At 69.1% G+C, this 26,693-nt stretch carries 32 protein-coding genes and 2 pseudogenes; 6 read left to right on the top strand and 28 right to left on the bottom strand.

Translation table 11 applies throughout. From position 1 onward, the window contains the following. Nucleotides 1–36: 36 nt before the first annotated feature. The 9 genes from ACTT8P_RS31190 to ACTT8P_RS31150 all read right to left on the bottom strand — a co-directional run bounded on the left by ACTT8P_RS31190 (nt 37) and on the right by ACTT8P_RS31150 (nt 10,028). Complete coding sequence (locus tag ACTT8P_RS31190; RefSeq protein WP_442835133.1) at nt 37–900, bottom strand: peptidoglycan-binding protein; 864 nt, start codon at nt 898–900, stop codon at nt 37–39. Between the two features lie 43 nt (nt 901–943). Continuing rightward, nucleotides 944–2,392, bottom strand: coding sequence for a phage tail protein (locus tag ACTT8P_RS31185; protein ID WP_442835132.1), 1,449 nt, complete (start codon nt 2,390–2,392; stop codon nt 944–946). 39 nt (nt 2,393–2,431) lie between these two features. Next, nucleotides 2,432–3,178 carry a hypothetical protein gene (locus tag ACTT8P_RS31180; RefSeq protein WP_442835131.1) on the bottom strand — a complete coding sequence of 249 codons (747 nt, stop codon included), beginning with the start codon at nt 3,176–3,178 and terminating at the stop codon, nt 2,432–2,434. 3 nt (nt 3,179–3,181) lie between these two features. Continuing rightward, a complete protein-coding gene (locus ACTT8P_RS31175; protein ID WP_442835130.1) occupies nt 3,182–4,306 on the bottom strand; it encodes a hypothetical protein in 1,125 nt (374 codons plus the stop codon). Between the two features lie 10 nt (nt 4,307–4,316). Further along, nucleotides 4,317–5,522: a hypothetical protein gene (locus tag ACTT8P_RS31170; RefSeq protein WP_442835129.1), complete on the bottom strand. Its 1,206-nt coding sequence runs from the start codon at nt 5,520–5,522 to the stop codon at nt 4,317–4,319. A 49-nt stretch (nt 5,523–5,571) separates the two neighbouring features. Beyond that, complete coding sequence (locus ACTT8P_RS31165) at nt 5,572–6,516, bottom strand: phage distal tail protein (protein ID WP_442835128.1); 945 nt, start codon at nt 6,514–6,516, stop codon at nt 5,572–5,574. A 126-nt stretch (nt 6,517–6,642) separates the two neighbouring features. Further along, the gene (locus tag ACTT8P_RS31160; RefSeq protein ID WP_442835127.1) at nt 6,643–7,827 is read right to left on the bottom strand and encodes a hypothetical protein; all 1,185 of its coding nucleotides are present in this window, start codon (nt 7,825–7,827) and stop codon (nt 6,643–6,645) included. 107 nt (nt 7,828–7,934) lie between these two features. Then, nucleotides 7,935–9,125: a phage tail protein gene (locus ACTT8P_RS31155; RefSeq protein WP_442835126.1), complete on the bottom strand. Its 1,191-nt coding sequence runs from the start codon at nt 9,123–9,125 to the stop codon at nt 7,935–7,937. A gap of 27 nt (nt 9,126–9,152) precedes the next feature. After that, complete coding sequence (locus tag ACTT8P_RS31150) at nt 9,153–10,028, bottom strand: hypothetical protein (RefSeq protein WP_442835125.1); 876 nt, start codon at nt 10,026–10,028, stop codon at nt 9,153–9,155. Between the two features lie 215 nt (nt 10,029–10,243). On the opposite strand from ACTT8P_RS31150, the gene ACTT8P_RS31145 reads away from it, so the two are divergent. Then, nucleotides 10,244–10,552 (top strand): hypothetical protein, encoded by a 309-nt coding sequence (locus tag ACTT8P_RS31145; RefSeq protein ID WP_442835124.1) that lies wholly within the window; start codon nt 10,244–10,246, stop codon nt 10,550–10,552. A 1,407-nt stretch (nt 10,553–11,959) separates the two neighbouring features. Here ACTT8P_RS31145 and ACTT8P_RS31140 read toward each other — a convergent pair. From ACTT8P_RS31140 to ACTT8P_RS31110, 7 genes and pseudogenes are all read right to left on the bottom strand, one after another. Next, a complete protein-coding gene (locus tag ACTT8P_RS31140) occupies nt 11,960–12,160 on the bottom strand; it encodes a hypothetical protein (protein WP_442835123.1) in 201 nt (66 codons plus the stop codon). A gap of 151 nt (nt 12,161–12,311) precedes the next feature. After that, nucleotides 12,312–12,728, bottom strand: a complete 417-nt coding sequence (locus ACTT8P_RS31135; protein WP_442835122.1) for a hypothetical protein — start codon at nt 12,726–12,728, stop codon at nt 12,312–12,314. 65 nt (nt 12,729–12,793) lie between these two features. Beyond that, on the bottom strand, nt 12,794–13,084 hold the full coding sequence (locus ACTT8P_RS31130; protein ID WP_190206109.1) for a hypothetical protein: 291 nt from the start codon (nt 13,082–13,084) through the stop codon (nt 12,794–12,796). Between the two features lie 87 nt (nt 13,085–13,171). After that, complete coding sequence (locus ACTT8P_RS31125) at nt 13,172–13,774, bottom strand: phage tail tube protein (protein WP_361157686.1); 603 nt, start codon at nt 13,772–13,774, stop codon at nt 13,172–13,174. A gap of 144 nt (nt 13,775–13,918) precedes the next feature. Then, entirely contained in the window at nt 13,919–14,335 is a 417-nt protein-coding gene (locus tag ACTT8P_RS31120; protein ID WP_361158237.1) for a hypothetical protein, read from the bottom strand. A 476-nt stretch (nt 14,336–14,811) separates the two neighbouring features. Further along, nucleotides 14,812–15,243 (bottom strand): annotated as a pseudogene (locus ACTT8P_RS31115) (helix-turn-helix domain-containing protein); the annotation flags it as partial. A gap of 763 nt (nt 15,244–16,006) precedes the next feature. Then, complete coding sequence (locus tag ACTT8P_RS31110; RefSeq protein ID WP_442835121.1) at nt 16,007–16,576, bottom strand: ATP-binding protein; 570 nt, start codon at nt 16,574–16,576, stop codon at nt 16,007–16,009. A 397-nt stretch (nt 16,577–16,973) separates the two neighbouring features. Between ACTT8P_RS31110 and ACTT8P_RS31105 the strand changes: the two genes are divergently transcribed. Together ACTT8P_RS31105 and ACTT8P_RS31100 are read left to right on the top strand one after the other, a co-directional pair. Then, nucleotides 16,974–17,852 (top strand): helix-turn-helix domain-containing protein, encoded by an 879-nt coding sequence (locus tag ACTT8P_RS31105; RefSeq protein WP_442835120.1) that lies wholly within the window; start codon nt 16,974–16,976, stop codon nt 17,850–17,852. Further along, on the top strand, nt 17,849–18,052 hold the full coding sequence (locus tag ACTT8P_RS31100; RefSeq protein WP_442835119.1) for a DUF397 domain-containing protein: 204 nt from the start codon (nt 17,849–17,851) through the stop codon (nt 18,050–18,052). Before ACTT8P_RS31105 ends, ACTT8P_RS31100 begins: the two co-directional genes overlap by 4 nt. Before the next feature lie 10 nt (nt 18,053–18,062). Here the strand turns inward: ACTT8P_RS31100 and ACTT8P_RS31095 are convergent. The 4 genes and pseudogenes from ACTT8P_RS31095 to ACTT8P_RS31080 form a co-directional block, all read right to left on the bottom strand. After that, nucleotides 18,063–18,230 (bottom strand): annotated as a pseudogene (locus ACTT8P_RS31095) (transposase); the annotation flags it as partial. After that, nucleotides 18,211–19,311, bottom strand: coding sequence for a hypothetical protein (locus ACTT8P_RS31090; RefSeq protein ID WP_442835118.1), 1,101 nt, complete (start codon nt 19,309–19,311; stop codon nt 18,211–18,213). The gene ACTT8P_RS31090 and the pseudogene ACTT8P_RS31095, both read right to left, overlap by 20 nt. Beyond that, nucleotides 19,308–19,655, bottom strand: a complete 348-nt coding sequence (locus tag ACTT8P_RS31085; RefSeq protein ID WP_442835117.1) for a hypothetical protein — start codon at nt 19,653–19,655, stop codon at nt 19,308–19,310. Before ACTT8P_RS31085 ends, ACTT8P_RS31090 begins: the two co-directional genes overlap by 4 nt. A gap of 30 nt (nt 19,656–19,685) precedes the next feature. Continuing rightward, nucleotides 19,686–20,273, bottom strand: a complete 588-nt coding sequence (locus tag ACTT8P_RS31080) for a hypothetical protein (RefSeq protein WP_442835116.1) — start codon at nt 20,271–20,273, stop codon at nt 19,686–19,688. Nucleotides 20,274–20,401: 128 nt separating this feature from the next. Between ACTT8P_RS31080 and ACTT8P_RS31075 the strand changes: the two genes are divergently transcribed. Continuing rightward, nucleotides 20,402–20,800, top strand: coding sequence for a hypothetical protein (locus ACTT8P_RS31075; RefSeq protein WP_442835115.1), 399 nt, complete (start codon nt 20,402–20,404; stop codon nt 20,798–20,800). Nucleotides 20,801–20,852: 52 nt separating this feature from the next. On the opposite strand, the gene ACTT8P_RS31070 is transcribed toward ACTT8P_RS31075, so the two are convergent. From ACTT8P_RS31070 to ACTT8P_RS31055, 4 genes are all read right to left on the bottom strand, one after another. Beyond that, nucleotides 20,853–21,197, bottom strand: a complete 345-nt coding sequence (locus tag ACTT8P_RS31070) for a hypothetical protein (protein WP_442835114.1) — start codon at nt 21,195–21,197, stop codon at nt 20,853–20,855. A 65-nt stretch (nt 21,198–21,262) separates the two neighbouring features. After that, nucleotides 21,263–21,553, bottom strand: a complete 291-nt coding sequence (locus tag ACTT8P_RS31065; protein ID WP_442835113.1) for a hypothetical protein — start codon at nt 21,551–21,553, stop codon at nt 21,263–21,265. Nucleotides 21,554–21,738: 185 nt separating this feature from the next. Further along, entirely contained in the window at nt 21,739–22,335 is a 597-nt protein-coding gene (locus ACTT8P_RS31060; protein WP_442835112.1) for a phage tail tube protein, read from the bottom strand. A 164-nt stretch (nt 22,336–22,499) separates the two neighbouring features. Further along, the gene (locus ACTT8P_RS31055; RefSeq protein ID WP_442835111.1) at nt 22,500–22,721 is read right to left on the bottom strand and encodes a hypothetical protein; all 222 of its coding nucleotides are present in this window, start codon (nt 22,719–22,721) and stop codon (nt 22,500–22,502) included. A 182-nt stretch (nt 22,722–22,903) separates the two neighbouring features. On the opposite strand from ACTT8P_RS31055, the gene ACTT8P_RS31050 reads away from it, so the two are divergent. Then, the gene (locus ACTT8P_RS31050; protein WP_442835110.1) at nt 22,904–23,140 is read left to right on the top strand and encodes a hypothetical protein; all 237 of its coding nucleotides are present in this window, start codon (nt 22,904–22,906) and stop codon (nt 23,138–23,140) included. A 438-nt stretch (nt 23,141–23,578) separates the two neighbouring features. Here the strand turns inward: ACTT8P_RS31050 and ACTT8P_RS31045 are convergent, their stop codons facing one another. The 4 genes from ACTT8P_RS31045 to ACTT8P_RS31030 all read right to left on the bottom strand — a co-directional run bounded on the left by ACTT8P_RS31045 (nt 23,579) and on the right by ACTT8P_RS31030 (nt 25,276). Further along, nucleotides 23,579–23,722: a hypothetical protein gene (locus ACTT8P_RS31045; protein WP_442835109.1), complete on the bottom strand. Its 144-nt coding sequence runs from the start codon at nt 23,720–23,722 to the stop codon at nt 23,579–23,581. A 225-nt stretch (nt 23,723–23,947) separates the two neighbouring features. Then, nucleotides 23,948–24,166, bottom strand: coding sequence for a MerR family transcriptional regulator (locus tag ACTT8P_RS31040; protein WP_442835108.1), 219 nt, complete (start codon nt 24,164–24,166; stop codon nt 23,948–23,950). After that, nucleotides 24,163–24,930 carry a hypothetical protein gene (locus ACTT8P_RS31035; RefSeq protein WP_442835107.1) on the bottom strand — a complete coding sequence of 256 codons (768 nt, stop codon included), beginning with the start codon at nt 24,928–24,930 and terminating at the stop codon, nt 24,163–24,165. The genes ACTT8P_RS31040 and ACTT8P_RS31035 overlap by 4 nt, the downstream gene beginning before the upstream one ends. Nucleotides 24,931–24,985: 55 nt before the next feature. Further along, the gene (locus ACTT8P_RS31030; RefSeq protein ID WP_442835106.1) at nt 24,986–25,276 is read right to left on the bottom strand and encodes a WhiB family transcriptional regulator; all 291 of its coding nucleotides are present in this window, start codon (nt 25,274–25,276) and stop codon (nt 24,986–24,988) included. Nucleotides 25,277–25,550: 274 nt separating this feature from the next. On the opposite strand from ACTT8P_RS31030, the gene ACTT8P_RS31025 reads away from it, so the two are divergent. After that, nucleotides 25,551–25,997, top strand: coding sequence for a helix-turn-helix domain-containing protein (locus ACTT8P_RS31025; RefSeq protein ID WP_442835105.1), 447 nt, complete (start codon nt 25,551–25,553; stop codon nt 25,995–25,997). The last annotated feature ends 696 nt before the right edge of the window (nt 25,998–26,693 follow it).

The raw sequence follows: 26,693 nt of genomic DNA, 5'->3' as shown, positions 1-26,693 counted from the left end.
GACGGCGGCGGGGCCGGGAGGGGCGGGACGGGCGGATCAGGCGGTGTACGGGACCTTCAGGGCGTTCCACGAGGTGGCGCCCGGCCAGCCGTCGGCGTCGGCGCCGGTGTAGCCGAGCTTCTGCTGCCACAGGGTGTACGAGGCGCGGTCGGCCTCGCTCCACTGCGGGCCGGGGCCGGTGGCGTACGCCGAGCAGCCCTCGGCGACGAGCCGGCCGCCCATCGCGGCGACGATGGTGGAGTTCGGGGCGGACTTGAAGAAGGCGTCGCCGGGGAACGGCTGGTAGCGGGTGGCGCTGCCGCCCGGCGTGGCGGCCAGCAGGGCGGCGACCCGGGTGCGCATCGACGCCATCGAGAAGCCCTTGGGGTCGATCTTCCGGAAGGTCCACTCCAGGTGGCCGATGACGGAGGCGGCGCCCCAGCCGTGGGCGCGGCAGATCGCGGCGCAGACCCGGGCGATCGCCTCCAGCTGGGCTTCCGGCCACGGGTCGGAGCCGTCGCCGAGGTTTATGCACTCGAAGCCGTAGAAGCGGGTGTTGCCGTCGACGTCGTCCGAGTCGGGGGCGGGCAGCGCGGTCTCGGCGATCACGGCGGTCAGGACGTCGGTGTCGCCGAGTCCGGCGTGGTTGGCGCGGCCGTTGCCGACCAGGTACACCGTGCCGTCCTTGGCTATGACGCCGTGGCAGAGCGGGCCGGGCAGGTCGGTGGTGCCGTCGTAGCAGAGGGCGACGGAGGCGTCGGTGCCGGAGGTGACGGTGTGGTGGACCATCACGCCGTTGACCGGGCCCCAGGCCCCGGCGCTGTTGCGGTTGTGGGTGCGCCAGTCGCCATGTTCGACGACGGTGACGCCCTCGGTGGTCAGGGCGGCGACGAGGGTGTCGGCGGTGAGCGGTGTGGCCATCATGGCTCCTTCGGGTGAGGTCAGAGGGGGGCAGCGGAGCGGGTCAGGAGACCGCGGCCCAGATCGCGTTGGCGTCGGCCACGATCGTGGACGGGGTGAACGAGGCGGGCAGTGAGGTCAGACCGGTGGCGGGCAGTCGGCCGTGCCGGACGAAGGCACCGGGTATCCGGGCGCTGCCGCCCGGGTAGCTGCCCATACTCGCGCCGACCATGAAACCGGGGCCGTTGGTCTTCGGGTCGGGGCCGTTGATCAGCAGCGCGACCCAGTAGTAGCCGGCGACGGCGGTGTAGGCGGTGGTCAGCTTCAGGACGAACGTGGTGCCCTCGGTCGCGGTGATCTGGGTGTTCAGCGCGCCGGTGACGCCGACCCGCTTGCCGGCGCTGTCGTAGAGCCCGGCGAAGGAGGTGGCGGCGAGGCCGGTGCCGGCGTATCCGTCGACGTAGAAGCAGACGTTGGTTACGGTCCCGCCGGTGGTCAGGGGGACACCGATGAGGTACACGTTGCCGTTGATGCAGTACTGGGCGGTGGACGGGGAGGACGCCGCCGGGTCGAACGCCCAGGCCTTGAAGCCCAGCGCCGCGGGCGTCCAGATGCCCGAGGGCATCCGGGTGTCGACGTACGACCGGCGTACCAGCCCGTCGGCGGTGGCGGGGTCGGCGGAGACGGTGGGCACGGTGGTGAAGGTCTTGGCGCCCGCGATGGTCTGGTCGCCGGTGAGCAGGACGGCCTGGTCGGCGGGGGCCGCGCCGAGGCCGGAGGCGGTCAGGGTGACCGCGCCGGTCTGGCCGTTGACGGAGAGCACGGGGGCACCGTCGATGGCCAGGTAGCGGGCGTCGGCGGCGGCCGGGGTGAGCGCCCCGAGGTCGGCGGCGGCCAGGGTGACCGCGCCGGTCAGGCCGTTGACCGAGGTGACGCCGTCGCCGGTGCCGTCGGGGAGCTGGGTGAGCGGCACCTTGCCGGTGGCGTCGAGCTGGGCGACGCCGCTCGGCTGGCCGGCCGCGGCGGTGGCCAGGGCGCCGACCTCGGTGGCGGTCAGGATGATGTCGGCCTCGGTGTGGCCGTTGACCGAGTGGACCGGACCGGCCGGGCCCTGCGGACCCGGCTCGCCCTGGGGGCCCTGCGGGCCGGGCACGGTCACGTACTGCGGGCCGGCCGGGTCGGCGGGGGCCAGGTCCGCGAGGTCCACCGCGGGGACGGACTGGGCCAGGGCGATGCGGTAGGTGCGGGTCCGGGAGATGCCGTTGAGGCGTTCGGTGACCGTGTACGTCCAGGCCAGCGGGTTCCAGCCGTCCGCGTCGGTCGCGGGCAGCGTCACGTCGAGGCGGCCGTCGGCGTCCAGGGTCGCCGTCGTCGGACCGCCGACGAAGACATCGGCGTCCGAGTGGGTGAGCAGGGACGGCGGCGCGAACTCGACGGTGCCGCCGAGCGGACGGCCGTCGAGGGCGAGGTACTGGGCGGTGAGCCGGACGGTGGGGATGGATTCGGGCAGCACGAGGACTCCGTTCACATTCTTAAAGGGGGTACGGGCGCGTCAGGACTGGATGCCGTACAGCGCCCGCGGGACGCAGGCCACGGTGTCGCCGGCCGCCGCGACCCTGGCCTGGATCTCGAAGGCGACCGGGTCGCCGAAGGGGGCGGCGACGTCCCCGGTGAAGGCGGCGTAGAGCGTCGCGGTCTGACCGGTGGTGCCGGTGACGGTCTGCTCGGCGGCCACCGGGATGCCGTCGACCAGCAGCCGTACGGCGGCGCCGACGCTGCCGGCGACGGCGACCTCGCACTGGACGCGCGGGTGCTGGGCGATGCCCGGACCGGCGTACAGCGTGGTCCAGTCGGTGGCGCCGGTGGACTCCCAGCGGGCGGTGTCGACCGGGACGGGCAGCGGGAACGGCAGGTAGGGGCGGGCCAGGCCGCCGCGGGCCGCGTCGGTCGCCAGCAGCGTGTTGCCCTGGTGGTCCAGCACCCGCAGCTGCTGGACCGGGCTGTTCACCGGGTCGGCGGTGATCAGCGACAGGGCCATCGAACCGTCGTCGCGGCGCAGTTCGAGCCCCTGCTGGTACCGCTTGGCGTCGGTGTCCCGGTCCGGATCGACCCGGCCGACGAGGAACAGGTCGTCGCCGAGCGAGGTGCGGGCCCGGATCCGGCCCTGGTCGCCGACGACGATGTCACCGGTGCCGACCTGGTTCATCGGCGGGCTGCTGTTGGCCGAGGCCATCAGCTCGCGGATGCGGCGCTCGATGGCCCGGATGCGGTCGAGGAGGTCGGTGGGGATGGTCGCCACGGATCACACGCCTTCCAGGTAGAGGGTGGCCGTCTCGGACTTGCCGCGCCCCGGCGGTTCCACGGCGATGCCGACGACGCGGTACCGCTCGTCCTGCGGGTCCTGGTGCCACAGGTCGCGCAGCCGCAGCCGGATGCCGGCGCCGAGCAGCGCCGGGCTGATCCGGCCGTCGAGCCGGACGGTGATCTCCGGGATGACCTCGGGCATCCGCTGCTCGGCGAGCTGCGCCTCGGCCAGCGAGCGCAGCGTCGCCTCGTCGGTGACCCCGCTGTGGTCCGAGGTGGACTCCAGCCGGGGCCAGCCCTCCGCGAGGTCGTCGGGGGCCTCGACGGACACGGTGAGCGGCTGCGACTCCTCGGACTGGTCGTTGTTGGGCGAGTCGCCGCGGGCCACCCACACATCGGCCTGCACGGTCGAGTCGGCCGGCAGGCTGTAGGTGATGACCTGGCCCGGGTGGTCCAGCACGATGTCCGACGCGCTCGCGGTGATCGTCGGATGACCGAGCTGGAGCCGCTTGGCGCGGCGCCCCTCGGCGTCCCGGTAGCAGTGCACCCGCCACTCGAAGCCGTCCGCCAACTGCGAGAGGGAGTCCAGGAGTTCGCGTACGCGGCTGAGTGAGGAGTAGGGATAGGAGGCGTCCCGCGCCACCCCGGACATCTCGTGCCCGAGCTGGATGCCGATGTCGCCGCCCGGCTGCTCCTGGGCGTGCGCCACGAGCAGCCGGGCGATCTCCAGCTGGTCCAGCGCGGTGTAGGAGAGGTCCTGGGCGAGGATGCGGTGGTCGAGGTAGGAATCGAAGGTGCCGGCCTGGAACGCGGCCTGGACGCGGCCGCGTTCGTCGCTGGACGGGGTGCAGGTCCACAGCACCCCGCCCCACCAGATGTCGCCGTCCCGCTCCAGCCACACCGCGGTCCGGCCGGGCACCAGCGCGGCCCGGGCCCGGCGGGCCAGCGCGGCGTTCGGCAGCGGGACGGTGGCCGACAGCGAGCCGGACTTGCCGATGTAGTCGTCGAACTTGATGTCCGTCAACGGCAGTACGTCGATCACCTGATCGGTGCGCAGGTCGCAGAAGACGGCTCGGTAGACGGGGGTGAGCGGGGCGTAGGCGGTACGGGGGGAACTCGTCACGCGGCGCTCCTCAGAGCATCGGGTCGACGCGGATGAACCGGTTGTCGAACCAGTGGTTGTTGGTCGTCGCGCTGGACGAGTACGCCGACACGGCGGTGTACGTCGCGCCCGCGGTGAGCCCGGTGACCGGGAAGGTGGTCGTCACCGACTGGTTGCCGCGGTTGGTGTCGATGGCCGACCGGGTCTCGACGGCGCCCTGACCGGTGACGAGGACGCCGTCCTTGCGGATGTTGGCGGACATCCGGCCCCAGCCGCCCTCCACCCCCGGCTGGCCCTGGAAGCCCACGGTGACCAGGACCTTGCCGCTCACCGGCGCGGTGAAGGTCGCGGTGATGGTCGGCCCGACCGTCCCGGTCAGCGCCTCCGACCAGGTCGTCGTCTTGCAGTAGCCGCCGTCGTTGTCGTACGCGAACGCCGGACTGGGCAGCGCCAGCACCCAGGCGGTTCCGGTCCAGCGCTCCAGCCGGCCGTTGTTGTCCCGGTACTGGCCGACGTACGAGCCGGTGGCGACCCGGCCGGTGGGGGCGATGCCGCCGAGCTGGGCCGGGTAGCCCACCCACTGGCTGCCGTCCCACCGCTGGAGCTGCGAGCTGATGTCCCGGTACTGGCCCGGGTAGCCGCCGGCCTCGGCGGTGTTGCCGTACAGCGGGAGGATGCCGCCGACGCCGACGGTCGTGGTGCGCAGGTCGGTGACGGCGGTGGCCCAGTTGATACCGCCGGTGCCGACCGAGGAACCCGCCGGGACCAGCACGCTGGCCAGCGGCAGGGACGCGTCCGGGACCAGCGGGAGCGCGAGGCTGCCGTCGGTGGGGCCGCGCAGGATCTCCAGGACCGCCTCGGTACGGCCGGAGTTGTCGGTCTGGGCGTCGTAGATCCGCAGGACGACCAGGTCGGTGCGCGCGTTGTTGGCGTCGCCGTCCTCGAAGGTGACGCTGGTGTAGTCGGTGAGGACGACCGGGTACGCGCCGGCGGTCTCGCTGCCCTGGACGACGGCCCGTCCGGGGGCGATCGTCGCGGTCATCCCGGCGGTCGAGCTGAACACGTAGAAGGCCGACGTCAGCGACTTGCCGTCCGGCGAGCCCGGGATCAGCCCGCTGCGGCCGGCCAGCCCGCTGACCGGGGTGACGGCGCCGAGCGGGGCGAGCCGGGTGTCGGCACGGGACTGGCCGTTCTCGGCGTCGGTGCGGTTGACGAGCCATGCGGTGCGGAGGGGCATGGGGTTCCTTTCGCGTTGTTCAAGGTTTCCGGGTGGGGTGCGGGTCGGATCACCAGTGGGCGTCGCGCCAGCGGACGGTGACCGAGGCGGCGGCGGACGGGGTGACGTCGTCGGCGCGGAACGCCAGGTCGGTGGTGCCGGGTTCGAGCGTGAACAGCTGCTCGGGGGACGAGTCGGGGGTGGCGGTGTAGATGCGGGACGCGGTGCCGTTGAGCAGGACCGTGCCGGCCTCGGTGTCGACGGTGAGGAGGTCGCCGGGGCCGAGCGCCAGGTCGTACTGGAGCTGGCGGCCGTCGGAGAGCCGGGTCAGCGAAGGCCGCTGCACGGGCCCGCGGAACTCGACGACCGGACGGACCGACGCGCCGCCCGCGTTGACCGCGGCGATCGAACCGGCGGTCCCGGCACCGCCCCAGTCCAGCGGCCAGGACAGTCCGGAACCGGCCGCGTCCTCCCAGACCAGGCCGGGTTCCGCGACCGGCAGCCCGGTCAGCGCCTCGTGCAGCGCGGGGGCGTAGCGGCGCGGGTCGGTCGCCGTCCACTGGAGGCTGACCTTGGCGAAGCCCGCGGTGGCGTACGAGCGGTCCTGCGGGACGACCCGGCGGCTGACCCGGGCGCGCACGGCCAGGGTCTCGCCGAGCAGTCGGACCGCCAGCCAGCGTTCCTGGCCGTCGGGGCCGGTGGCGGCGCGGAACGCCGTGGTGGTGGCGAGCGGGTCGGTGCCGGCCGGCGGGGCGAGCCAGACGGTGGCGCCGACCAGCCGGGGCTGCGCCCAGCGGTCGCCGGGCCAGGCGCCGTGCTGGTCGGGGCGGAGCACGTCCCCGAGGTCCAGCTCGGGCAGGTCGTCCCAGCCGGTGATGCCGGTGCGGTCGACGGGGTAGGGCGTGCCGGTGCCCATGAGGAGGCTGCCCCACTGGATCTGGCCGTCGAGGGTGATGAGGGAGCCGGGGGTGTCGTCGGTGCTGGTGGGGGCGGGGGCGGAGACGGTTGTGGCCATGGTGGGCCGTCACCTCGCTTGGGGTTGTCGCTGGTGGGCGGGTATGCCGGCCGCGGGCACGCCGAAGGCCGCCGGCGGTGTGGGCGGGCGGCTTCTTGAGTGGTTCGGGTGTGGCTCTGGTGGCGTTCAGGCGGCCTGGCGCAGAAAGAGCAGGTCCTCCGCGACGGTCATCGGGCTGCTGCCCGCGCGCTCTTCGTAGACGCGGACCTTGGGACGGCCGGCGAGGGAGGCGGGCCCGGTGGTGGCGACGGAGCGGGACGGCGCCGGGAGGTAGCGGCCGAGCGAGGTGAGCGGCTGGACGGTGGCGGCGCCGGGCACCGTGGCCGGGTGGACGATGCCGCCCTCGGCGAGCTGCGGGATCTTCTTCAGGTGGACGCCGAACTTCTTGCCGAAGAAGTTGAAGCTGAGGTGGTTGAGGCCGTCGATGACCCAGTTGGCGAAGGCGATGAGGCCCTGGATCGGGCCCTTGACCACACCGGCGACGGTCTGCGTGCCGGTCGTCATGAACTGCCCGATGGCACGGAGGGTGCGCGAGGTGGCGTCCTTGATCCGGGTGAACATCCGGGGGATGTCCTTGGTGATCCAGTTCAGGATCGGCTTGACCCGGTCCTTGAAGCCCCGCCAGATCGACGCGACCTTGCCGCTGAGCGCCCGGGTGTCCCCGGTGGTCAGCGCCCTGAGCACGGCGAAGCCGGTGCCGACGAGGGCGCCGATGGCGGTGAGCGCGGTGGTGATGACGCCGAGGTAGCCGGTGACGTAGGTGTTCACCGCGCTCGCGACGGCCTTGAGCAGCGGGGTCATGAGGGTCAGGTAGCCCTCGACGTACTGGAGGATCAGCGTGGCGAGCTGCTCGATCAGGCGTTGCCCGGTCTCGGAGTTGACCGCCAGGTCGATCAGCCAGCCGGCGACCGGGAGGAGGAGCCCGGTGACGAAGCCGATGGGGTTGGCGCGGGTGAGGGCGTTGATCACCAGCATGACGCCGGAGCCGATGGTCAGGGCGGTGCCGAAGGTGTCGAGCAGCGGACCGAGGACGCCGGACGCCGAGATGAGGGCGCCGACGATCGCGAGGACACCGCCGAGGGCGGAGCCGAGCTTGCGGAGGGCGGTGGTGGAGCGTTTGGCGTTGGTTCCCATGGATTTGATGCCGGGGGCGGCGGTGACGGCGGAGCGTCCGGTTCGGGTGAGGGAGCGTGAGGTGGTGGCGGAGGTGGTCTTGATCTTCTGGAGGGCCGCGGCACCCTGGGCGGCGTCAGGGTGAACCGAGCCGAGGGTGGCGGCAGCGGCTTTGACCTGTTGGGTGAAGGAACGCACGGTGGTGTTTGTCGTCTCCACCGTGGTTCGGAAGGACCTCAGGCTGGTTCCGGTTCCGCGCAACGCGGTGCGCAGCTTGTTGCCTCCTGCGGTGACGGTGGCGGCCGTCATCCGCGTGCCTTCGCCAGGAACTCCAGGGCGTGGGCGGTCTGCTGGGCGCTGCTGGTCTCGGCGGCGTAGTAGTGCTCGATGTACAGCGCGCTGTCGGTCGCGCCGGTCCCGGCGTACGCCTGGCGCCCGGCGGCCCGGCGCAGCAGCTGGTCGAGCTTGCTGAGCGGCAGGACGGCCTCCGCCTCACCGGCCTCGGCGAGGATCGCCGGGACCCCGCCGGAGCGGGGCATGACGACGCCGCCGGTGGCCAGCATGGGGATCTTCGGGAGGCTGACGCCGAACGTCTTGCCGCCGACGCCGGGGACCCAGCCGGGGATCGAGACCTTGATGCCGTTGAGGGCGCCGATCGCGCGGTTGATGATGCCGATGACCGAGTTCAGGGGGCCCTTGACCGCGCTCTTGATGCCGTCGAAGGCGCGGCCGGCGATGCCCTTGAGGCCGCCCCAGATGCTCGACAGCTTGTCCTTGACGGCGCGGAATGCGTTCGGGATCGCCGACTTGACCCAGTTGACGACCGGGGAGATGACGGCCTTGATGCCCTTCCAGACGCTGGAGACGACGGTCTTGATCGCCTTCAGCGCGGTGGTGATAACCGTCTTCCAGATGGCGACGTAGGTCTTGATGACCGTCGCCACGGCCTTGACGACCTTGGAGATCGCCGACTTGATGCCGTTCCAGACGGACTTGATCAGCTTCGCGGCGTTCTTCATGATCGGCCCGATGGCCTTCATGACGGTGCTGATCACGGACTTGATGACGTCGAAGGCGGTCTTGAGGACCTTCTGCATGGTCTTCGACTTGGTCGCCATCTCGACGACCTTCTGAATGAGCGGCATGAGCAGGTCCATGAGCATGCCGAAGAAGTTGCCCTTCATCGACTTGTTCATCTTGTCCTGGCCCTTGGCCGCCTTGCTCGCCCCGGACTCGTACTTGCCGAGGTTCTTGCCGGCGCTGGTACCGGTCTTGCCGGCCTTGGCGACCGACTTCTCGGCCTTGTCGGCGGCGGACTTGAGGTCCTTCAACTCCTTCTCGGAGCCCTGTGCGGCGGTTTTGAGCGTTTTGAGCTGAGCCGCCGATGTCTTGCCCGCGCTACCGACACCCTTGGCTGCCGTCGCGGCACCGGACGCTTTCGACTTGAAGTCCTGCAGGGAGCCGGAGGCCTTCTTCAGGGAACTAACGAGACTCATGACACACCTCCTTGGGGCGACACCTGGTCATGCGCCGCTGCCGGTCAGCGCACCGACGGCGGCGCCGAATCCGTTCGACAGGGTCTGGAACTTGGTGCGGAGTGTTTCCGCGGTCTCGGCGAGGTCGGTTGCCGCGGACTGGACGTTTCGGAGGTCTTGGGCCTTGGGGAGTTTGGTGGGGTCGTAGAGTTCGAGCTTTCGGCTGAGGAGACCGATGGCCTTGGCTGTGTTCTTGATGGTCGAGTGCGGGCTCGGGTTCAGCTTGCCCTTGAGATTGTTGATCGCCTTGGCCAGGCCGTTGATCTTTCCTGCGGAGAGCATTTGGCGCGTCTCGGTGTTGTAATCTGCGATTTTTGGAGTGAGCGTGTTCAGGGCGTCCTTGAGGTTGTTGAGGGCCTCCGGAGTCAGGCCGTGCGGGTTGATGGAGACGGCGGTGAGGGAGTCGGCCTGCTGGCGGGTCATCGACCGTGGCAGACCACTCTCACCGGTGGCGAGCACATGACCCGGAGCGGTCCCGCGCCCCAGCACGGTGCGAAAGAAGAGCCTCGATATTTTCTCGAACCCTAGATTGAACAATTTGCCAAGATCCAGCAGCTTGCCCATGATGACAATGCCGAGAGCGCCGACGATCCCGATGATCTTAACAGCCATATCCTGTTGCTTGAACGCTTCGAAGAAGTCTTTAAGGCCGGCTGCTTCCATGAGCGCTTCCCATATGTTTTTCTGCTCATCCTTGCCTTGCTTGATCGCCTCCTTAAGCTCATCTTTAGCGGTTGTGAGTTCAGCGTTGGTCACATTGTTCTTGGGATCGACATGTGAGTTCAGAGTGGTACTCACTGCACTGATAGCAGTCTTGATTTCTGCTATTTTCTCGAGGATGTCCGCATCCGAGTTACTGCCCATTTCGACTCCATACCCTCCGATGGGAGTGTTGCCTCCGTGGTGGTTGGGTGCTAGGTTCGACCAGTTGTGTTATCTCTCTATTGAGGTATAGGTAGAAAGGGTGAATTGTGGTTTTTGTGGGGGCGGTTCTCATATGTCTTGGATTGCTTTCTGTATTCGCTCAGTCGGGCAACTTCTTGGAGCATCGTCGACTGCAGGCATTGAAACATCACGGCGTGGACGGACAGGCGGTATACGCCTTCCATGAGTACGTGACCAATTCCCATCGAGTATTTCTCGACATCTGCCTTCCGGAGGGGCAGCCGAGAGCCCGGTTCCATGAGTACATGCAAGCATTGCCGGGTCCTGAGGGCACGGTCGTGCCGGTTGTGTACGACAGCCGGAAGCCGAAGCGGGCGAAGGTGGGAGTGCGGGCGGAATTGGACTACGAGTATGAGTGGGGGAGTGTTCTCCTGCTCGGTGCCGGCGGCCTGATCCTGATCTTTGCGGGGGTGGTGCTCTGCCTCATCGATGCGCTAGTCTGACGTGCTCGCCGGAACTTTCAGTTTTGCTGATCGCCTGTGTTTTCTTTTTTGCGCTTTCGCTATCCGGACTCAGGCCGGCGGAATTCGAGTGGCGTGCCGAGGTTGAAACTCGTAGCGTTCGACGGTGTCGCCGGTTCGGCCTTCGTTGGGCTTTCCCTGCAAGTTCTGTCACCTCAAGATGACTGTGCGTAAGACGCACGGATGGCCGGTCTGTCGGGTTGCCGTCAGCGCGTCCGTCCAGCCCGCCGCGTAGGCGTGCGACTCCAGGGTGAGCAGTTCCTCGTAGACCCGGCCGAAGAGGGCCTCGTCGGCAGCGGCCAGGGTGTGCAGGAGGTGGGCGAAGCGGGCGTAGGAGTCGATCGGCTCGTTTGGGGAGATGCTCGTGTCAGGCGTCAGTCCGCCTTTCTGCTGTCCGGTCTGACCGCTGGGCCGTTGGTGCTGCGGGTGTCGACGAGGTGAGCGACCGCGCCGAGCCGAACCGCCGCAAGACGGGCGCCAACAGCGCCGGTTGGTCCGCAACGCCCAGGAGAAGCGGGTCGCCGTTGCTTCCGTACGCTCCCCGGCCGTGCGGCCCGGCTCCGACGCTCGCTCCGGATACGCGGAGCGAGCGCCAGGGCAGGGTCGAGGTGTCTGGCTGAGGAGGAGGGAGATGGTGACCATTCCGAGAGTGATTATTCTCTGCCTGTAAATATTCTCGTCGTTGGCTCGGACAGGCAGCCTTCTGTTGCCTCGTCGACTGCAGCCCGATAGCCGTGAGCCGCGGTGGAATCCTGGGAACCGGCTCTCAACTTGGGGAGGCAGTGTCTCTCGTGTACGGCGCGCGGAACGAGGGACTGGCGAAGCGGTAGCCGAAAAGGGAGCACGGCTTTCATTCGGCCTCGGCCGGCCGGGTCCTTGATCGCTTTCCCCGCTGCTGTGTCTATGTTGCCTGAGTAACCTTCGCATCAAGGATTGGCGAGTGGGGGAAATGTGCGGATTCTGTACTTTTTCTTGGGGGGGCTTTTATGCTCATTGGGATTTAGTCTCGTGGGAGCTTTCGCTACGTGGAATTTAGGCAGGAAAGATCCGGACTACCTTCCCAATCCAGGAGGAGTCGCGACTTGGGGTGGAGTCGGGGTCGTCAGTCTGGGGCTGATGACCTTGTTCTGGTTGTTGTGATTGTGCTCGCGTGAGTGTTCATTTTCTTCACTTCCGCGATGTGGGATTCGGTGCGCAGGGATTCCAAAGGTGCGCCGAGGCCGAAGCTCGTGACACTTGACATCGTCGCCGGTATGGCAGCGGCGGGGCGCGGGGCGTGTCGCTTCGAGAGGGCTTCGGTGTGCGGACGGGAGGCTGCCGGCCGCACGGTCGGCAGGCCGAGCCCGGGCGTCGAGGTGTGAGGGGAGGGGTGAGGCGAGGTGGTGGGGGTCAGCGGAAGGCGGCGCGCCGGGCTTCCGACAGTGCGTCCGACCACCCCGCCGCGTAGGCGCGTGACTCCCGGACGAGCAGTTCCTCGTACACCCGGTCGAGCAGGGCCACGCTGTCAGAGGCCGGGGTGCGCAGGAGGTGGGCGAGACGGGCGTAGGTGTCGACCGCTTGCTGCGGGGAGTTGCTCGTGCCAGTCGCCATGTCTGTGTGCATTCCGGTCGATCCGGGCGGCTGGGGGCCGCTGGACCGCCCGGCGGCACAGAGGCTGCCGGGCGGTGGGCAGGGAGAGTCGTACGGACGTTCCAGATGCGGTGACGGGTCATCGTCGGACGCCGCTTAGCGCGGACCCGGTTCAGGCGAAGAACCGGGCCAGCTCGACCGGGGACGGACGCTGGGGACCGGACCCGTTCGCAGTCGGGGCCGCCGTGGGTGTCTCTGCGGCTGAGCCGGCGGTCCGGTCCGGGTAACCGCCTCCGGTCCCGCCCGGGGCCACCGGCTCCGCGTCGTCCGCCTCCGCCCCGTCCCCCGGGCGCGGTACCGGCGCCGGTGGCTCCGGCTGGTCCCCCTCCTCCGAGTTGACGGAGGCGAACATCCAGTTGGCCGCCGCGAGATGGTCAACGGCGGCGGCCAGCAGGTGGTCCGTCACCGACCAGTCGGCGGCCTCGCCGTGCAGGTCGCGGTTGACGGCGCTGTCCCGCGGCAGGTGCTTGATGAGCACCGCGAGCCGCCGGCTGGAGAGGCGTTCGCGGTGCCAGTCGAGCAGATCCACTCCGTAGTGCCGGAGCAGATCGGACTCCAGTGCCTCGGCGTGTTCGTCTACGAACCCGACGAGGCTCAGCCTTCCCCCAGGCCGAGCCCGGTCTCCTTGCCGTAGGCCTCCAGGATGGCGGCGATGTCCTGCATGGTGACCTCGTACTGCTCGAAGCGGGCGAACTGCTGCTCGCCCATGAGCAGGCGGAGCAGCCCGTCCACGTCGTTGTCGTCGAGCTTGCGCAGCGCCTTCGCGGTCGCGCGGGACAGTTCCGTGGGCAGGGTGAAGCTCTCGCCGTCGAGCTCGAACGACCAGGTACGGCCGAGGGCTTCGAGGCGCTGGGCGCGGGCCGCGTTGACGTCGAAACGGGACACGGATGCTCCTTCGTGTGTGAGGTGGAGAAGGGGGAAGGGGGAGGGAGACGGGCGGGGCGGGGTTCGGCCGCCCCGCCCGTCGGTGGATCAGGCCGCGGCGTACGCGCTGTCCTTCATCACGAAGCTGGCCAGCGGCGAGCCGTCCGGCGTGGCCATGGCGGTGAAGGTGATGCCGAGCTGGGCCGGGGCCTTGCGGGCCAGCTTGATGTCGTCGGCCGCGGTGACCTGGCCGCGCGGGATGCCGAACCGGTACGTCACCGCGGTGCTGCCCGCCCGGTCGGTGAACTCCAGGCCGAGGGCGTGCGGGTCGGCGTACGGGCGGTCCGCGACGTCGTACTTGTAGACGCCCGAGGAGGTGGCGCCCGCGTCGGCGACGGCGCCGCCGCCCATGAAGAACGGCAGCGTCTCCTCGTTGAACTGCATCAGCGAGAACTTCAGCGTCAGGTCCCGGTCGGAGTAGACGAAGTGCACCGGGCTGACGACCTGCCAGACGTCCACCGGCTCCAGCTTGTCCTTCTTGCTGAAGGTGACGCCGTCGCCGGAGGTGTAGCCGAGGTCCTTCCAGGTGGTGCCCCAGTCGTCGGCGGAGTCGGTGTCGGTGAACGTCTCCGGGACGGCCGTCCCGGCGGGGGCGATGAAGAGGCGCCCGGCGCCGGCGATACGGATCTCGGAGGTGTTGGTGCCTGCCATGCTCGGTCTCCTTGTTGAGAGGTGAAAGGTGATACGGGGGTGTGTCCGGATGCTTGGGACGGCGTCCGGGCACGACGAAGGCCCCGCCGGGTGACGGGGCCTTCGGGCTTGTGGGCGCCCCTCGGTGCGGGGGCGCGGGGGCGGTCAGTAGATGTCGACCGCGACCTTGATCACGCACACGTAGCGGTTGGCCGCGGCGTACAGGTAGTCGGGCATCCAGCGCGGGCCGTCCTGTTCGACGACGTCGGTGATGACGTTCGTGCCGAAAGTGCGGCCCGCCGCAGCGAGCAGCGCGCGCCGGCCGGTGTTGGCCAGGGTGTGCGCGGTGGCCTTGTCCGGCCCGTACACCTCCAGCTCGATCAGCGGCTCGTCGACGTGCAGTTCACCGACCCAGGCGCCGCCGCGCCGGTTGACCAGCACGGCGGCGGCGGTGCCGTCGAAGTCGGCGGGCGGCTCGACCGCGACGAGCGCGGTGGCCAGGCCCGGGTCGTCCTCCAGGATCTCGACGACCAGCCTTTCGACTTCGATGAAGGCGCTCGGGGGCGGGACGGGTGTGGTCATGCCTGGTTCACCTCGGGGCGGCGGGGCGCACGGGGCGCCGGGGCGGGTTGCAGTCTGCGGGCTGCGGGTCAGGGCCCGCGGGAGGCGCCGGGCGAGCGCCGCGCGGCTTGGCGGGGAGGTGCGCGGCGCTACAGCCCGGCGGGGCGGCGGGATCGCTGCTGCCCGACCCTGCGGGCACAGCTCTGCCGCTGCACCAACTGTGACACGGGGCGTGCGCACGCGCAACTAAGGGTTGGGGGAGCAAGTACCTGGATGACGTGTGGCCCAACGGGCCGAAGGGAAAAGGCGCTCCACGGTTCTGTGGGCGCCTGTGCGAGGGGGAGGGGGGTTCGGAGTCGGCCGGAGAGGAGTGCCGCCTCGTTGGCCGTACTGGCTTCTCGGGCCCCGGGGGCCGAGTCTCCGCGCCTGCCGCCGCGACCGCGCCCGGACGCCGTCACCACGGCCTCCTCCAGCCGGCCACCGCTCGCGTCCGGCCGGCGCGCGTCCTGGTCCCGGCTCTCCGCCGGAAGGAACTGCTCCACCACCCGTACGAACATCTCCCGCCGGTCCGCGGGTACGCCCATCAGGTCGGCGACCTCCTCCAGCGTCGGTCGGGAAGTGGTGTCCGTGACGGTGAGGACGGAGGTCGTATCGCTGCGCGGAACGGCCAGTTCCTCCGCAGTCAGGCGCCCTGAGCGGATCAGCATGTCGCGGACCGGAACACCCAGGACCCGCGCGATCCGCCGGGTCGTCTCCAGGTCGGGCATGCTCTGTCACTGGAGCAGCCGGGTGGCGGCGGCGCGATGCACCCCGGCTTCGTCGGCTACGTGGGACTTGCCGCCGCCGCGCGGGCTGTCGATGTCGTAGCCGCGGTCGCGCATCAGGCCCTCGACCCATGCGGCGGAAGCGCCCAGCTCGGGGGAGTTCATCTCGGTCTCGCTCTCGATCGGGGGTGACCCGAGGTTTAGCGTGCTTGCGCACGCGTAATTACGTGCTGGCGAGCGAGTGGTGGGGAGGTTGCGTGGGAGGTCTGGGGGCTCGCGCAGGCGACGGAGTCACGGCGGTGTCGTCGGCGGACGGAACGTCCTGGCCGAGCGGCACTTGGTGAGGCGGTCGCCATCCGAACGCCGACAGCGACCCGCACTGGCCTCGAAGACCCGCGAATCCACCCGCTCGCCGGCCTACTCGCCCACGCCCAACTGCTCCGACTGGAGGGCTACCTGACCGGGCAGGCGGCCGTCGCGGCGCGGATGTGAGCGGCCCTGGAGCAGGTTCCCGGCATCCGTACCGCAGCTGGCGGCCGGTGCCTGTCCTGTTCGGCATGGTAGGCGCTGCCGTTGCGCCACGAGTTGGCCGAACTCGGCGGGCTCCCGATCGGGCGACTCGTGGACGCTCTGCAGGCTGAGGGCGCCACCGCCACCGCCACCGCCACCGCCACCGACGATCCGCTCGCCCGGACCCTGCTGGCTCGGCGTACGCGAACGAACCGCGGCGGGACGACATCTGATCCTGGCGACCGCCAACTTCGACGTGTCATGCCCGGAGACACCCTCGCGCACCAGAACCAGAACATCGGAAGACGCCCCCCCAAGGGAACAGGCGCGTGGAACCGGACCACGCGCCTCCGGGGCAGCACGGGACTGTCAGAAGCCGTGGGCTACGAGTCGGGGCGGCTTGCGTTTCAACAGGTGTTCAAGGCGGGTCAGCAGCGCGACGTCGGGCCGGTCCTTCGGCTCCCCGCACGGTTTGCGGGTCCGGCTCGGCAATGCCTCCGGCTCCGATACGGCCCCCGGCAACGGAAGACGGCTCCGGGGGTGCTTCCGTGAGCGCCACCGGCGGTAGCGCGAGGGGCAGCACCGCGTGGACGACCTTGCCGCCCGATGGATGACGGTAGGAGTCCCAGCGCTTGCACAACAGTGTCACTATCGGCAGGCCCCGGCCGTTCTCGGCGTCCGCGTCGGACGTTCGCATCCGGGGTAGCGCCTGGCTGGTGTCCCAGACCTCGACCGTCAGCGCCCGGCTGGACACACGCAGCCGCACCGCGACCAGCGGCAGCGTCTCGCGCTCGTCACGACTCGGCGCTGCCTTCGTGGTGCCGGTGGCTTCCACGGCGTTGGTCAACAGCTCGGAGGCGATCAGGGTCACGGGCTCGCACATGTGCTCAAGTCCCCAGTCCCTGAGGACGTTCGACGCGAACCGCCGGCCCAACGGCACCGCCCTGGGCTCGGCCGTGTGCCGGAACCAGTACGTCACACCGTTCATGCCACAGTCCCCTTCCAGTGTCGCGAACCAACGGGGAGTCTGCGGCGGCCGGTGCCGGGCAGCAGACGATCAAGGACATACGTCACGAAGGTCAAAGGTCGGTCCTCCCAGTCGATCAGGCGGCGCCCCGAAGGTGCGCGGTCCGCCCGCTTCGGCACACACGGCGGAAGTGCAGAAACCCGTGCATGCACCCCGTAAGCTCCGCCCCTCACAGGCGCGACCAACTCACGGCTACGCAACTGTCACGGTGGGTTGCTGTGCCGGGACTCAGCATGGCCTCTCTGCGTGAGCTGATGCAAGCCATTCAAATGAAGTCCCTTCATTTGCGAACCGGCTTGGCGAGCAGGCTGCGGATGGGCGACACTCGGCCGTGACCGCTCATGCAACGAGAAGGGAAGTGAGCGTGCCCGCAAGGCCACCAACGGTGCGCCTCCGCCGCCTGGCGTCCGAACTCAAACGGGCTCGGAAAGCCGCCGGGCTCAGCCAGGACGACGTGACCGCGCAGACGCGCATCAGCCCCGCCACGCTGTACCGCATCGAAAAGCCGGAAGGCCGGCCTCAGATGCGCACCCTGATGACGCTGCTCGACCTCTACGAGGTCAGCGACAGCCAGCGCGCCCGGATCACAGCGCTGCACGAGGGAGCCGACACCCAGGGCTGGCTGCGGCCGTACCACGACGCGCTGCGCGACGAGTACAACACCTACATCCAGTTCGAAGCGGAGGCGAAGACCGTCCGCAACTGGGAGGCGCTCTACGTCCCCGGCCTCATGCAGACCGAGGACTACGCCCGTGCCGTCATCAAGGGGCACCTGCCCGATGCCTCACCGGACGACCTCGAACAACGGGTGAGGGCCCGCATGGAGCGCCAAGCCGTCCTCTCCAAAGAGCAACCGTTGCAACTCGCGGCGATCATGGACGAGGCCGCGCTGCGGCGACAGGTCGGCGGACCGGCTGTCATGGCCGATCAACTCCGGCGGCTACAAGAACTGGCGGACCTGCCACATGTCAGCGTGCAGGTCGTTCCCTACACGTCCGGTGCGCACCAGGGAATGCCCGGCGGCTTCGCCCAGCTCTCCTTCGCGGACCCCGAGGACGGCGAGATCGTATACATCGACTCGATGGCCAACGACAGCTTCCTTGAGTCGGACGCGGACATCGCCCGCTACGCCGCGACTTTCGACAACCTACGGGCGCAAGCCCTCAGCCCCGACGATTCGCTCGCCCTGATCGGCAAGGCGGCGGCCGAACTGACGCAAGAACTGGAGACAGCATGAACGCCCCCGACCTCACCACTGTCCACTGGGTCACCAGCAGCTACAGCAGCGGCGAGGGGCAGTGCATAGCGGTCGCCACTCTGCCCAACACGATAGCCACCCGCGACAGCAAGGTCCTCAACGGTCCGGTGCTCCTGTTCGGCCGCGACGGCTGGCGGGACTTCATCGGAGCCGTAAACCGCCGCGAGTTCCGCGACTGACGCCGACCTTGTCCCTGATTTCGACGTGGATGGCGTCGACGAAGTCGACCGGGTAGACCGCGTCGATGGGGCGGGTACGCCATTCGTTCATCGAATCCAGCACCTTGTCGGCGATCGTGGAGATTGTTCCCTTGAACGTCTTCATCCCGGACACCCCGTCAGGATGCGCGGCGATTTCGCAGGACGACACCGCCCTCGGCGAGCTGCGGGATCTTCGACAGGTGGACGCCGAACTTTCTGCCGAAGAAGTTGAAGCTGAGGTGGTTGAGGCCGTCGATGACCCAGTTGGCGAAGGCGATGAGGCCCTTCACGGGGCCGGTGATGACCCCGGCGATGGTCTGGATGCCGGTGGACAGGAACGAGCCCATGCCGTGCAGCGACTTCTGCATGGCGTCGCGGACCCGGGTGAAGGCGGAGGGGAGCGTCTTGGTCAGCCAGTTCATGGTGGGCTGGAGGACGCCCTTGAAGCCGTTCCAGGCGCCCTTGACGAGCGAGGTGACGGCGTGGGTGGCGGTCGAGATCGCGCCGCGGGCGCTGGTGAACCCGGAGCTGATGGCGGACCCGATGGACTTCAGTACGGAGCCGACGGTCTTCTGGATGCCGTCGAAGACCTCGGAGATGGCCGTGGCCCAGCCCTGGATGACCGGTGCCATGAACGCCCAGACGGCCTGGAAGCCGGCCAGGACGGACTGGAAGACCTGCTGGATGATCTTCTGGCCGGTGGCGGAGTTGGCCGCGTAGTCGATGAGGTAGACGACCAGCGGGGTGACGACGGCGAGGATCAGACCGAGCGGGTTCGCCTTCATGGCGGTGTTGATGGCGGTCATCACGATGGAGCCGACGGTCATGGCGACACCGAAGGCGGTCATCAGCTTGGTGATCGTGGGCGTGTACTTGCCGAACAGGTCGGTCAGGGACCCGAACGCCCCGGAGGCGGCGGCGAGCGTACCGAGCACGGCGAGCGGGCCGCGGATCTTGGTGGCGCCGGTGCGGAGGCGGGTGGCGGCGGTGGTGGCGGAGGTGGCGGTTTCGCGGATCGAGGTGCCGGCCCGTGCCGACGCCGTACGCAGTTGCTGGATGGCCGGTTTCACGGCGGTCGTCAGCGCCGGGATCCGACTGACCGGCTTCTGCGCGGTTCCGACGCCGTGCAGGAGGGCCTGGACGGCGCTGCCCGCCTGGGTGGCCGACGTGCGGAAGGCATTCAGCGAAGTGGCGGCCCGGACACCGACCGGCCCGGGTGGACGGGAAGCCTCGTTCATCCCCGCGCCTTGGACAGGAACAGCAGGGCGGAGGCCGTGTCCTGAAGACTGCTGCTGTTGTCGGCCTTGGCGGCGCCCGACTGGAACTTGCCGATGGCGGTCCCGCCGGTCTGGCCGGACTTGCCGGCCTTGGTGAAAGACTTCTTTGTCTTGTCGGCGGCGGTTTGGAGTGATTTCAACTTCTTGGCCGACTGTTGGGAAGAGGTCTTGATACTGGTGATAGCGCTATTGCTGGTCTGTGTGCTCTGCTTCAGCCCGGTAGCGGCACGGCCGGCCTGTTCGAGGTTGGATTTGAACGTGTGGAGGCTTCCTGAAGCTTTTTTGAGTGTGGCGGTGAGAGCCATGCTGCTTCCGATCGTTTCGTTCCATCTAACTCAACTGAGCTGAGCCAGAAGGCTGTCGACTTTTCGGTGGAGTCCGCCGACAGATGTATCGAGAGTCTTGACTGACGTGTCGACTTTGTGAAGCGCACTGGCCAGGTCCAGCATGTTCGGCAAGTTCGGGCCGTGCGGATCAGGTTCAGGGGTCGTGTCCTTGACGCGCGGAATCCCGAATTTAGTGACTATTTCCTTGTTCTTGCTCGCCAGTACGTCTTTGATGAGGCCGCTGAGAGAAAACAGCTGAAGGCCGAGCGCCGTCGTCAGGGCGATACCCAAAACCACTGTGGACTTGAGGGTTATCGAAGAGGTGAACATCCCCTTCACTGAATCGATAAGTTCTTTGCCGAAAAACGTTTGGGCCAGGGTCTCGACGACACCCGGTTCTTTCTGCTGCGTAGCCGCTGCTGGCGTTTTCGTACCCGTGGCGCCCGCCGATTTCTTCAGCTCCGCGATCTGTGCGGTCAGGAAAGTTTCGGTTGTCAGTCGGTCGCTGCCCGTCCCGGGGATCGAAGCCCGTACGGACTCCACCGCGCGGAGAATCTCGCCATCTTTGGCAAGGAGGTCGTCATTCGTAACGGCCATGGAGGCACCTTCCAGGGTTTTTGCGTGCATTGTTCCAGGTGGCGTCGCGGTCGGATCTCTCCGCGGCAGCCTTCGAGTCTTGCTGTGAGGCGCACGCGCATGCGATGATCGCTCCTAAAGGGAACGGGGTGACTGTGATGGTCGCACTCTGTGAATTCATTTTCGTTGTGGCGGTTCTAGCACTGCTCTACCTGGGAATTCCATTCCTGCTGCAACGGCCACTACGAAAGCACGGGAAACGCGTCACGGGATGGGTCATTCAGACGTCCGTTCCGCAGGACGGGCAGGTCAAAGTCTGTTATGGCTACCATCGAACGGATGAGGGTGAAGAGTTCACCCTCTGGGACAACACGACGACGCAGCCCGGCGGTTCTGCGGCGATCATGTACGACCCGGAAAATCCGAAGCGTGCTCGACTCGTTTCCGCCATGACCAAGAACCCGGAGCGTCTGCGGCTGTACCTAATTCTTCTGTCGGTGATAGCTGTCGCGACATTCGTCGTGCGGATCGTTGCTGAGGCAGGCTGAGTCGATTCCCGGCGGCCGTCCCCCGGAGGAAGGGAGCGGCGCCGAGATTCCGTCAGTTGAAGAACTGGATCAGTTCTGACGGGGTCGGGTGGGCCGATGGGGTGCTCTCGACCGAACTGTTGTGGTCCTCCGTGTTGTTCTCGCCGCTACCCGGGCGGGGCACCGGGACCGGGGGCTCCGGTTGGTCGGACTCTCCGTCGCCGTTGACCACCGAGAACATCCAGTTGGCCGCCGCGAGGTGGTCGACCGCCGCTGCCAGGAGGTAGTCGGTGACGCTCCAGTCGGCGGCCTCGCCGTCCGTTTCGCGGATCGTGGCGCTGTCCCGCGGCAGGTGTTTGATCAGGATCGCGAGCCGGCGGGAGGAGAGCCGGCCGCGGTGCCAGTCGAGCAGATCCACCCCGTAGTGCCGGAGCAGGTCGGCTTCGAGGGCCTCGGCGTGTTCGTCCGCGAACGCGACGAGGCTCAGTCTTCCCCCAGGCCGAGCCCGGTCTTCTTGCCGTAGGCCTCCAGGATCGCGGCGATGTCCTGCATGGTCACGTCGAGCCGTGCGAAGCGGGTGAACTGCGCCTTGCCGAGGAGGAGTTCGAGCAGGCCGTCGACGTCGTTGTCGTCCAGGCCGCGCAGCGCCCGGGCGGTGGTCCGGGTCAGTTCGGTGGGAAGCTGGAAGGTCTCGCCGTCGATCTCGAACGACCAGGTGCGGCCCAGTGCCTCCATGCGCTGGGCGCGGGCGGCGTTCACGTCGAAGGTGGCCATGAGGTCTCCGTTTCGGAAGGAGTGGAGTGGAGTGGAGTGCGAAAGGCGCCGAAGGGGCCGCGCCCACCCGATTGCTGGGCGCGGCGGTGGTGCTGGCGCGGTCGTGCGTCAGGTGCTTCGGGGTGCCGGTGCACGCACGGCGCCGGCGCCCCGATGTGCTCGCCCCGGTGGGCCGGGGCGGCGGGTTACGCCGTCGTGGCGTAGGAGGGGTCCTTCATCACGAAGGTCGCCAGCGGCTGGGTCTCGCCCGAGGACAGGGCCGTGAAGGTGACGCCCAGGGTCGCGGCGGCCTTGCGGGCCAGCTTGATGTCGTCCGAGGCGGTGACCTGGCCGCGCGGGATGACGAACCGGTAGATGATGTCGGAGCCGTCGTTGAACTCCAGGCCGAGGGCGCGCTCGTCGTACTGCGGGCCGTCCGGCACGTTGTAGGAGAAGACGCCGGCGGTGTCGCCGGTCACCTGGGACACCGTGTCGCCGCCCATGAAGAACGGCAGCGTGTCCTCGTTGAACTGGAGCATGGCGAACTTCAGGGTCAGGTCGCGGTCCGAGTAGACGAACCGGGCCGGGCTGACCGCCTGCCAGGTCTCCACCGGGTCCAGCTTGTCCTTCTTGCTGAAGGTCACGCCGTCGGTGGAGGTGTAGCCGAGGTCCCGCCAGACGTCGCTGTCCCAGTCGGCCGACGGATCGGCGGAGAACTGGGTGGGCGCGGCCGCGCCGACCTTGCCGACGAGGATGCGGCCCGTGCCGGCGATACGGATCTCGGAGGAGTTGTTACCAGCCATGGAGGTGGCTTTCCTTTCTTGGAGGGGTGCCCCGGCGAGAGCGGGGGCCGCCGTCCCCGGGGCGGGAACGGCGAAGGCCCCGCCGGGAAGGTGGCGGGGCCTTGTCTGGTGCGGCGTCGGGTGAGCGACGCCGGGGTGGGGGAGGGACGGAGCGGTCGTGCCGCTCAGTCTGTACGGACCGTGAACCGCAGGATGCAGACGTACCGGTTGGCGCCCGCGTAGATGTAGTCGGGCAGCCAGCGCGGGCCGTCCTCCTCGGTGACGTCGCTGACGAACGACGTGCCGAAGACGGTGCCGGTCGCGGCGAGCAGGGTCGCGCGGGTGGCGTTGGCCAGGATGTGGGCCGTCGACTGCCGCTGTCGTGTCCATCGGTTGCGCGCGCGCAACCAACTCTGGTCGCCGCTGTCAGTGCGGCGACGGAAGATCGCAACAGCGTGTCATATGCCGGGCGTTCGGGCCGACTCTGCGTTACTCTGAGGATCAATTCGAACGTAAATTCGAACAGGACGGTGAGGTCATTGACGACGATGAGCGGGCGGGGGCCGGTTGCCGGCGGTGAGCGGTCGTGGTGACCGGCGGGCCGCGGGAGCGCCTGGCCGATGTGACGGCCGCCGCGGTCGCGGTGGCGGTGGCATCCGCGCAGGCCGGCCGGTACACCGGGGAGGTCGGGCGCACTCTGGCCGCCGTAGTGGGCGAGGTCGGGGCGCGGATCGCCGACGACGCCGAAGTACGCGGGTTCTCGCTGGGGTGGCAGGAGGCCGTGGCCGCCCGGTCGTCCGTCCCCAGAACCCCCGGACCCCGCTGATCCAGGTCCCCGGCGGACGGTCTCCGGCTGCCGGGGACACGTAGCGCTCTCACACGGAGTGACCGCCGCGCGCCGGTTCCCCACGGGCCCTTCGGCTCCGTGCCGCACCGGTCCCCGACGGCCGTCCGTCGGCGTCCCATGGACGACGAGGCCCCCGGTTCCCGACGAGAGGGAACCGGGGGCCTCGCGGTGAGGACGGCGGGATCAGTGCCGGACGACTCGTCCGTGGCGGCGCGGAAGGTGGCGTTCCCGGGGTCGGACGTCCGTTCGGTTGCGCGGGCGGCGTCTGCCAGGGCGGCGATCCGCCCCGCGCGAGACCGTGGCCGCTACGCGTGGACGGACGACGAGGTCTGCCAGCCCGGGCCCGGCCGGCCGGCGAGACGCGCGGTGAATCCGTACAGACCACGGACGCCCGTGACAGCGGCGACCAGAGCCAGGCTAGTCATGCAGGGCCGCGGCTTCCGGTGTCGGGAAGAGCAGTTCCAGTGTGGTGACGGTGCCGCCGGCCAGCGCTGCGGTTCCGGTGACGCGGCACCACCAGCTCGCTCGTCTCAGTCGTACGGCGTGACTTCCGTGTTCCATGGTTCCCCTCCCCTGGCACCTCTGTTCGGTGCCGACCGGAGCTTTCGCCGATCCGCAGCCACGGCGCCGGTCTGCCTGAGGGGCCAACAGCCTTAGGGCGAAGCGGTCATGGTGCCGTCGCTGGTGCTGCGAAGTGTGCTCCGTGTGGTGTCGGGACCGGTGGTGCGCTTCGTGTGGTGACGGGACCGGTGGTGGGGAGCGTGTGGTGTCGTGGGCGCGCCGGTGTCAGTCGGCGCGGGCGCCGGGCGGGCGGCGCCTGGTGGTGCGTTCGGCGGAGAAGACGTCCTCCAGGCGGTAGAGGTGGGTACGGCCCTGGCGGTCGGCCGGGCTCAGGTGGCCGAGCTGGACCCACTTGCGGATCGTCGCCGGGGCAACCCCGGTCTCCTGGGCGGCGAGTGCGCCGGTCACCAGCGTGGCGCCGGCGGCGTACGGGCGGGGCGTCATCGGGGCTCACCTGCCGCCCGGTTGCCCGCCAGCGCCTCCCACGCGTCCCGTTCCCACAGGTGGCGGAAGGCCGGGTCGGTGGCGCAGTCGCAGTCCGGGCTCCCGCACCGGCAGCCGGGGTTGACGCACAGCACCGCGTCCCGGTCCGGGAAGGCGCGCAGGGAGACCGAGTCGCACCATGGGCAGCGGCCGGGCAGCCGGACCATCGTCTCGGTCTCGCCCAGGGCGCGGGCGCAGCGGCGGGCCATCCGGCGCAGCTCGTCGCGCGCGTGCCGGGCGAGCAGCGGGTCGGCGGCCGTCCTGCCGAGCAGTTCGCCGACCCGGGTCAGCCGTTCCGGGAGCGCGGCGCGACGGGGACGGCCCAGGCCGAGGCGGTCGTACAGCGCCTCCTCCAGCTCCACCACGCCGTCCGTGATGTCGCGCAGCGCGTCCGACACGTGGAGTCTTACGGGTGCGGCGCTGTGGCCGGGGACGGCGAGTCCGTGCTGCTGCTCGTTGCGCAGTGCCTCGTCCCGTTCCTCGCGGAGCCGGGCGGCCAGGGCGGCGCGTTCGGCGGGGCCGGGGGCGTGCCGGGCGGCGGTGCTGCGGGCTCCGGCCGATGGAGCCAACTCCTCCAGCAGGTCCGGAAGCTGGCGCAGCAGCGCTGTCGCCCACAGGGCTGCGTCTCGGGCGGGTCCGGTGCCGTCGTCGGGGGTCGGCGGGGCCTGCGGAAGGGGGGTTCCCTGCGGGGTGGTGATGGTGCCGGTGGACGGGTGCTCGGTCATGGCGTGGCCCTTCTCGTGCGGGAGGTGCGGATTACGGGCGTCGGGTGAGCGGCTTTCAGGCCGCCGCCGTACGACGCCGTCGGCCCCGGTCCAGGGCGACCGGCCGGCCGTTGTGCCACAGCCGGCCCGCGCACACGCCGTCGAACCAGGTGTCGGCCGGGGCCACCGTCTGCTCGCAGAGCTGGACGACCGGGCACCGGGCGCAGGCGGCGAGGGCCGGGGCGGCCTGGGCGGGGCGGCGGGCGAAGACCGCCTCGGGCGGCAGACCGACGCAGGCGGCCGACGCGGTCCAGGCGTGGCCGGGGGTGGTGTTGGGGGCGAGGTCCATGAAGTCTCCGAGGAACACGAGGAACACGAGGAACACGAGGAACTGGAGCGACGGGCGGCGAGAGAGGAGGGAGGGACTGTCGCCGCACGCACACTGACAGATTGCGTGCGAGCCCGCAACGAAAAATTGACGGTGCGGCTCCATGTGGGCACGGAGGGTGGTGTGCGGGCGGGAAGGTGGGCCGGATACAGCACCTCCTCGACTGAATCTCCACATTGCGCGCGTAAAATTTGATATTCCGTGCGCGCAAGCGCGATAACCTGGTGCCCGCTTTGGAGGGAGGCGAGCATCCGTGACAGTCAGCGAACTGGAAACGTTCACGGTCTGGATCGAAGAGGTGATCCGCCGACGGGGCTACGACATCGACAGTCCGCGTGGCGGCGGCAAGTCACGCCTGGCCGACGAGGCGGGGGTGCACCGCGCCGCCATCACCCGGCTGCTCCAGCGGCAGAGCATGCCTGACCTGGAGACCATGCGGCGACTGGCGCACGTACTCGACATCCCGGTTCGGGAGATGCTGATCCGCTCCGGGCGGCTCAGCGAGGAGGACCTGCCGCTGCCGTCGTCGTCCCAGGACGGCGCCGACCGGCCCGGCGGTGAACGGCTCACCCTGGAGGAGGCCGCCACGGCCCTCGGTATCCCGGCCGAGCAGCGGGAGATGTTCCTGCGCGTCGCCGGACAGTTCCTGCCGGCCCCCGCCGCCCGGGACCTTCCTGCCCGTCGTAGTCGTCGGGGCTGACCCCCGCGAGGTCGTCCTCCGGTGCGGGACAGGCGCGTCCTGGACTGCGAAAAGGCGCGAGAGGCAAGCCTGTTCGGGAACGTCCGCAGGGGATGCAGCAGGGATGCAGCAGGGATGCAGCAGGGATGCCAGGTAGTGCCGCGCGCCTGGCCGAGGGATAGGAAGGCTTCCGACGGGCGGAGGGCCCAGGTGCTCTCATGTGGTTGCTCGCCGAGGTAGGCGCGCTGCCGGACGGAGGATGGATTGCGCGAGACTTTCGACTCGTATCGGTAAATGGCATGCGTGCCTTGGTGTGTGTAGAGCAGGAGAAGGCGTGATTCAGCACGGAGTGGCGAAGTCGTCGGCTCGTTGACACCGGTCGAACGGGCGACACTGCAAAAGCGCTTCCTGATCGGGAAGCGCGGCAGGTCGGCGGGTGGAGGAAAGATGCGGCTTCTGTACTTTCTTTTGGGCGGGCTTTTCATGCCCGTCGGGATATTTTGTCTTGTGGGTGCATACGCCACCTGGAATTCGGGCCGGAAAGACCCGGAGTACACGCCTAACCCCCCGGGGGGTTGTGGCATGGGGTGGGGTCGGGGTCGCTTGCCTGGGGCTGATGACCCTATTTTGGCTGTTGTGACTGAGGTTGAAAGGTTGGGGTGACAGCGGGCGTTGGCGGTGCTACATCCTCGTCATGAGGTATGCGGATGGCGGCGG

Source organism: Streptomyces sp. JW3 (genome assembly GCF_052216785.1).
Lineage (GTDB): Bacteria > Actinomycetota > Actinomycetes > Streptomycetales > Streptomycetaceae > Streptomyces.
The sequence above is the reverse complement of the archived record's forward strand: the minus strand, read 5'-3'. Positions and strand labels throughout refer to the sequence as shown.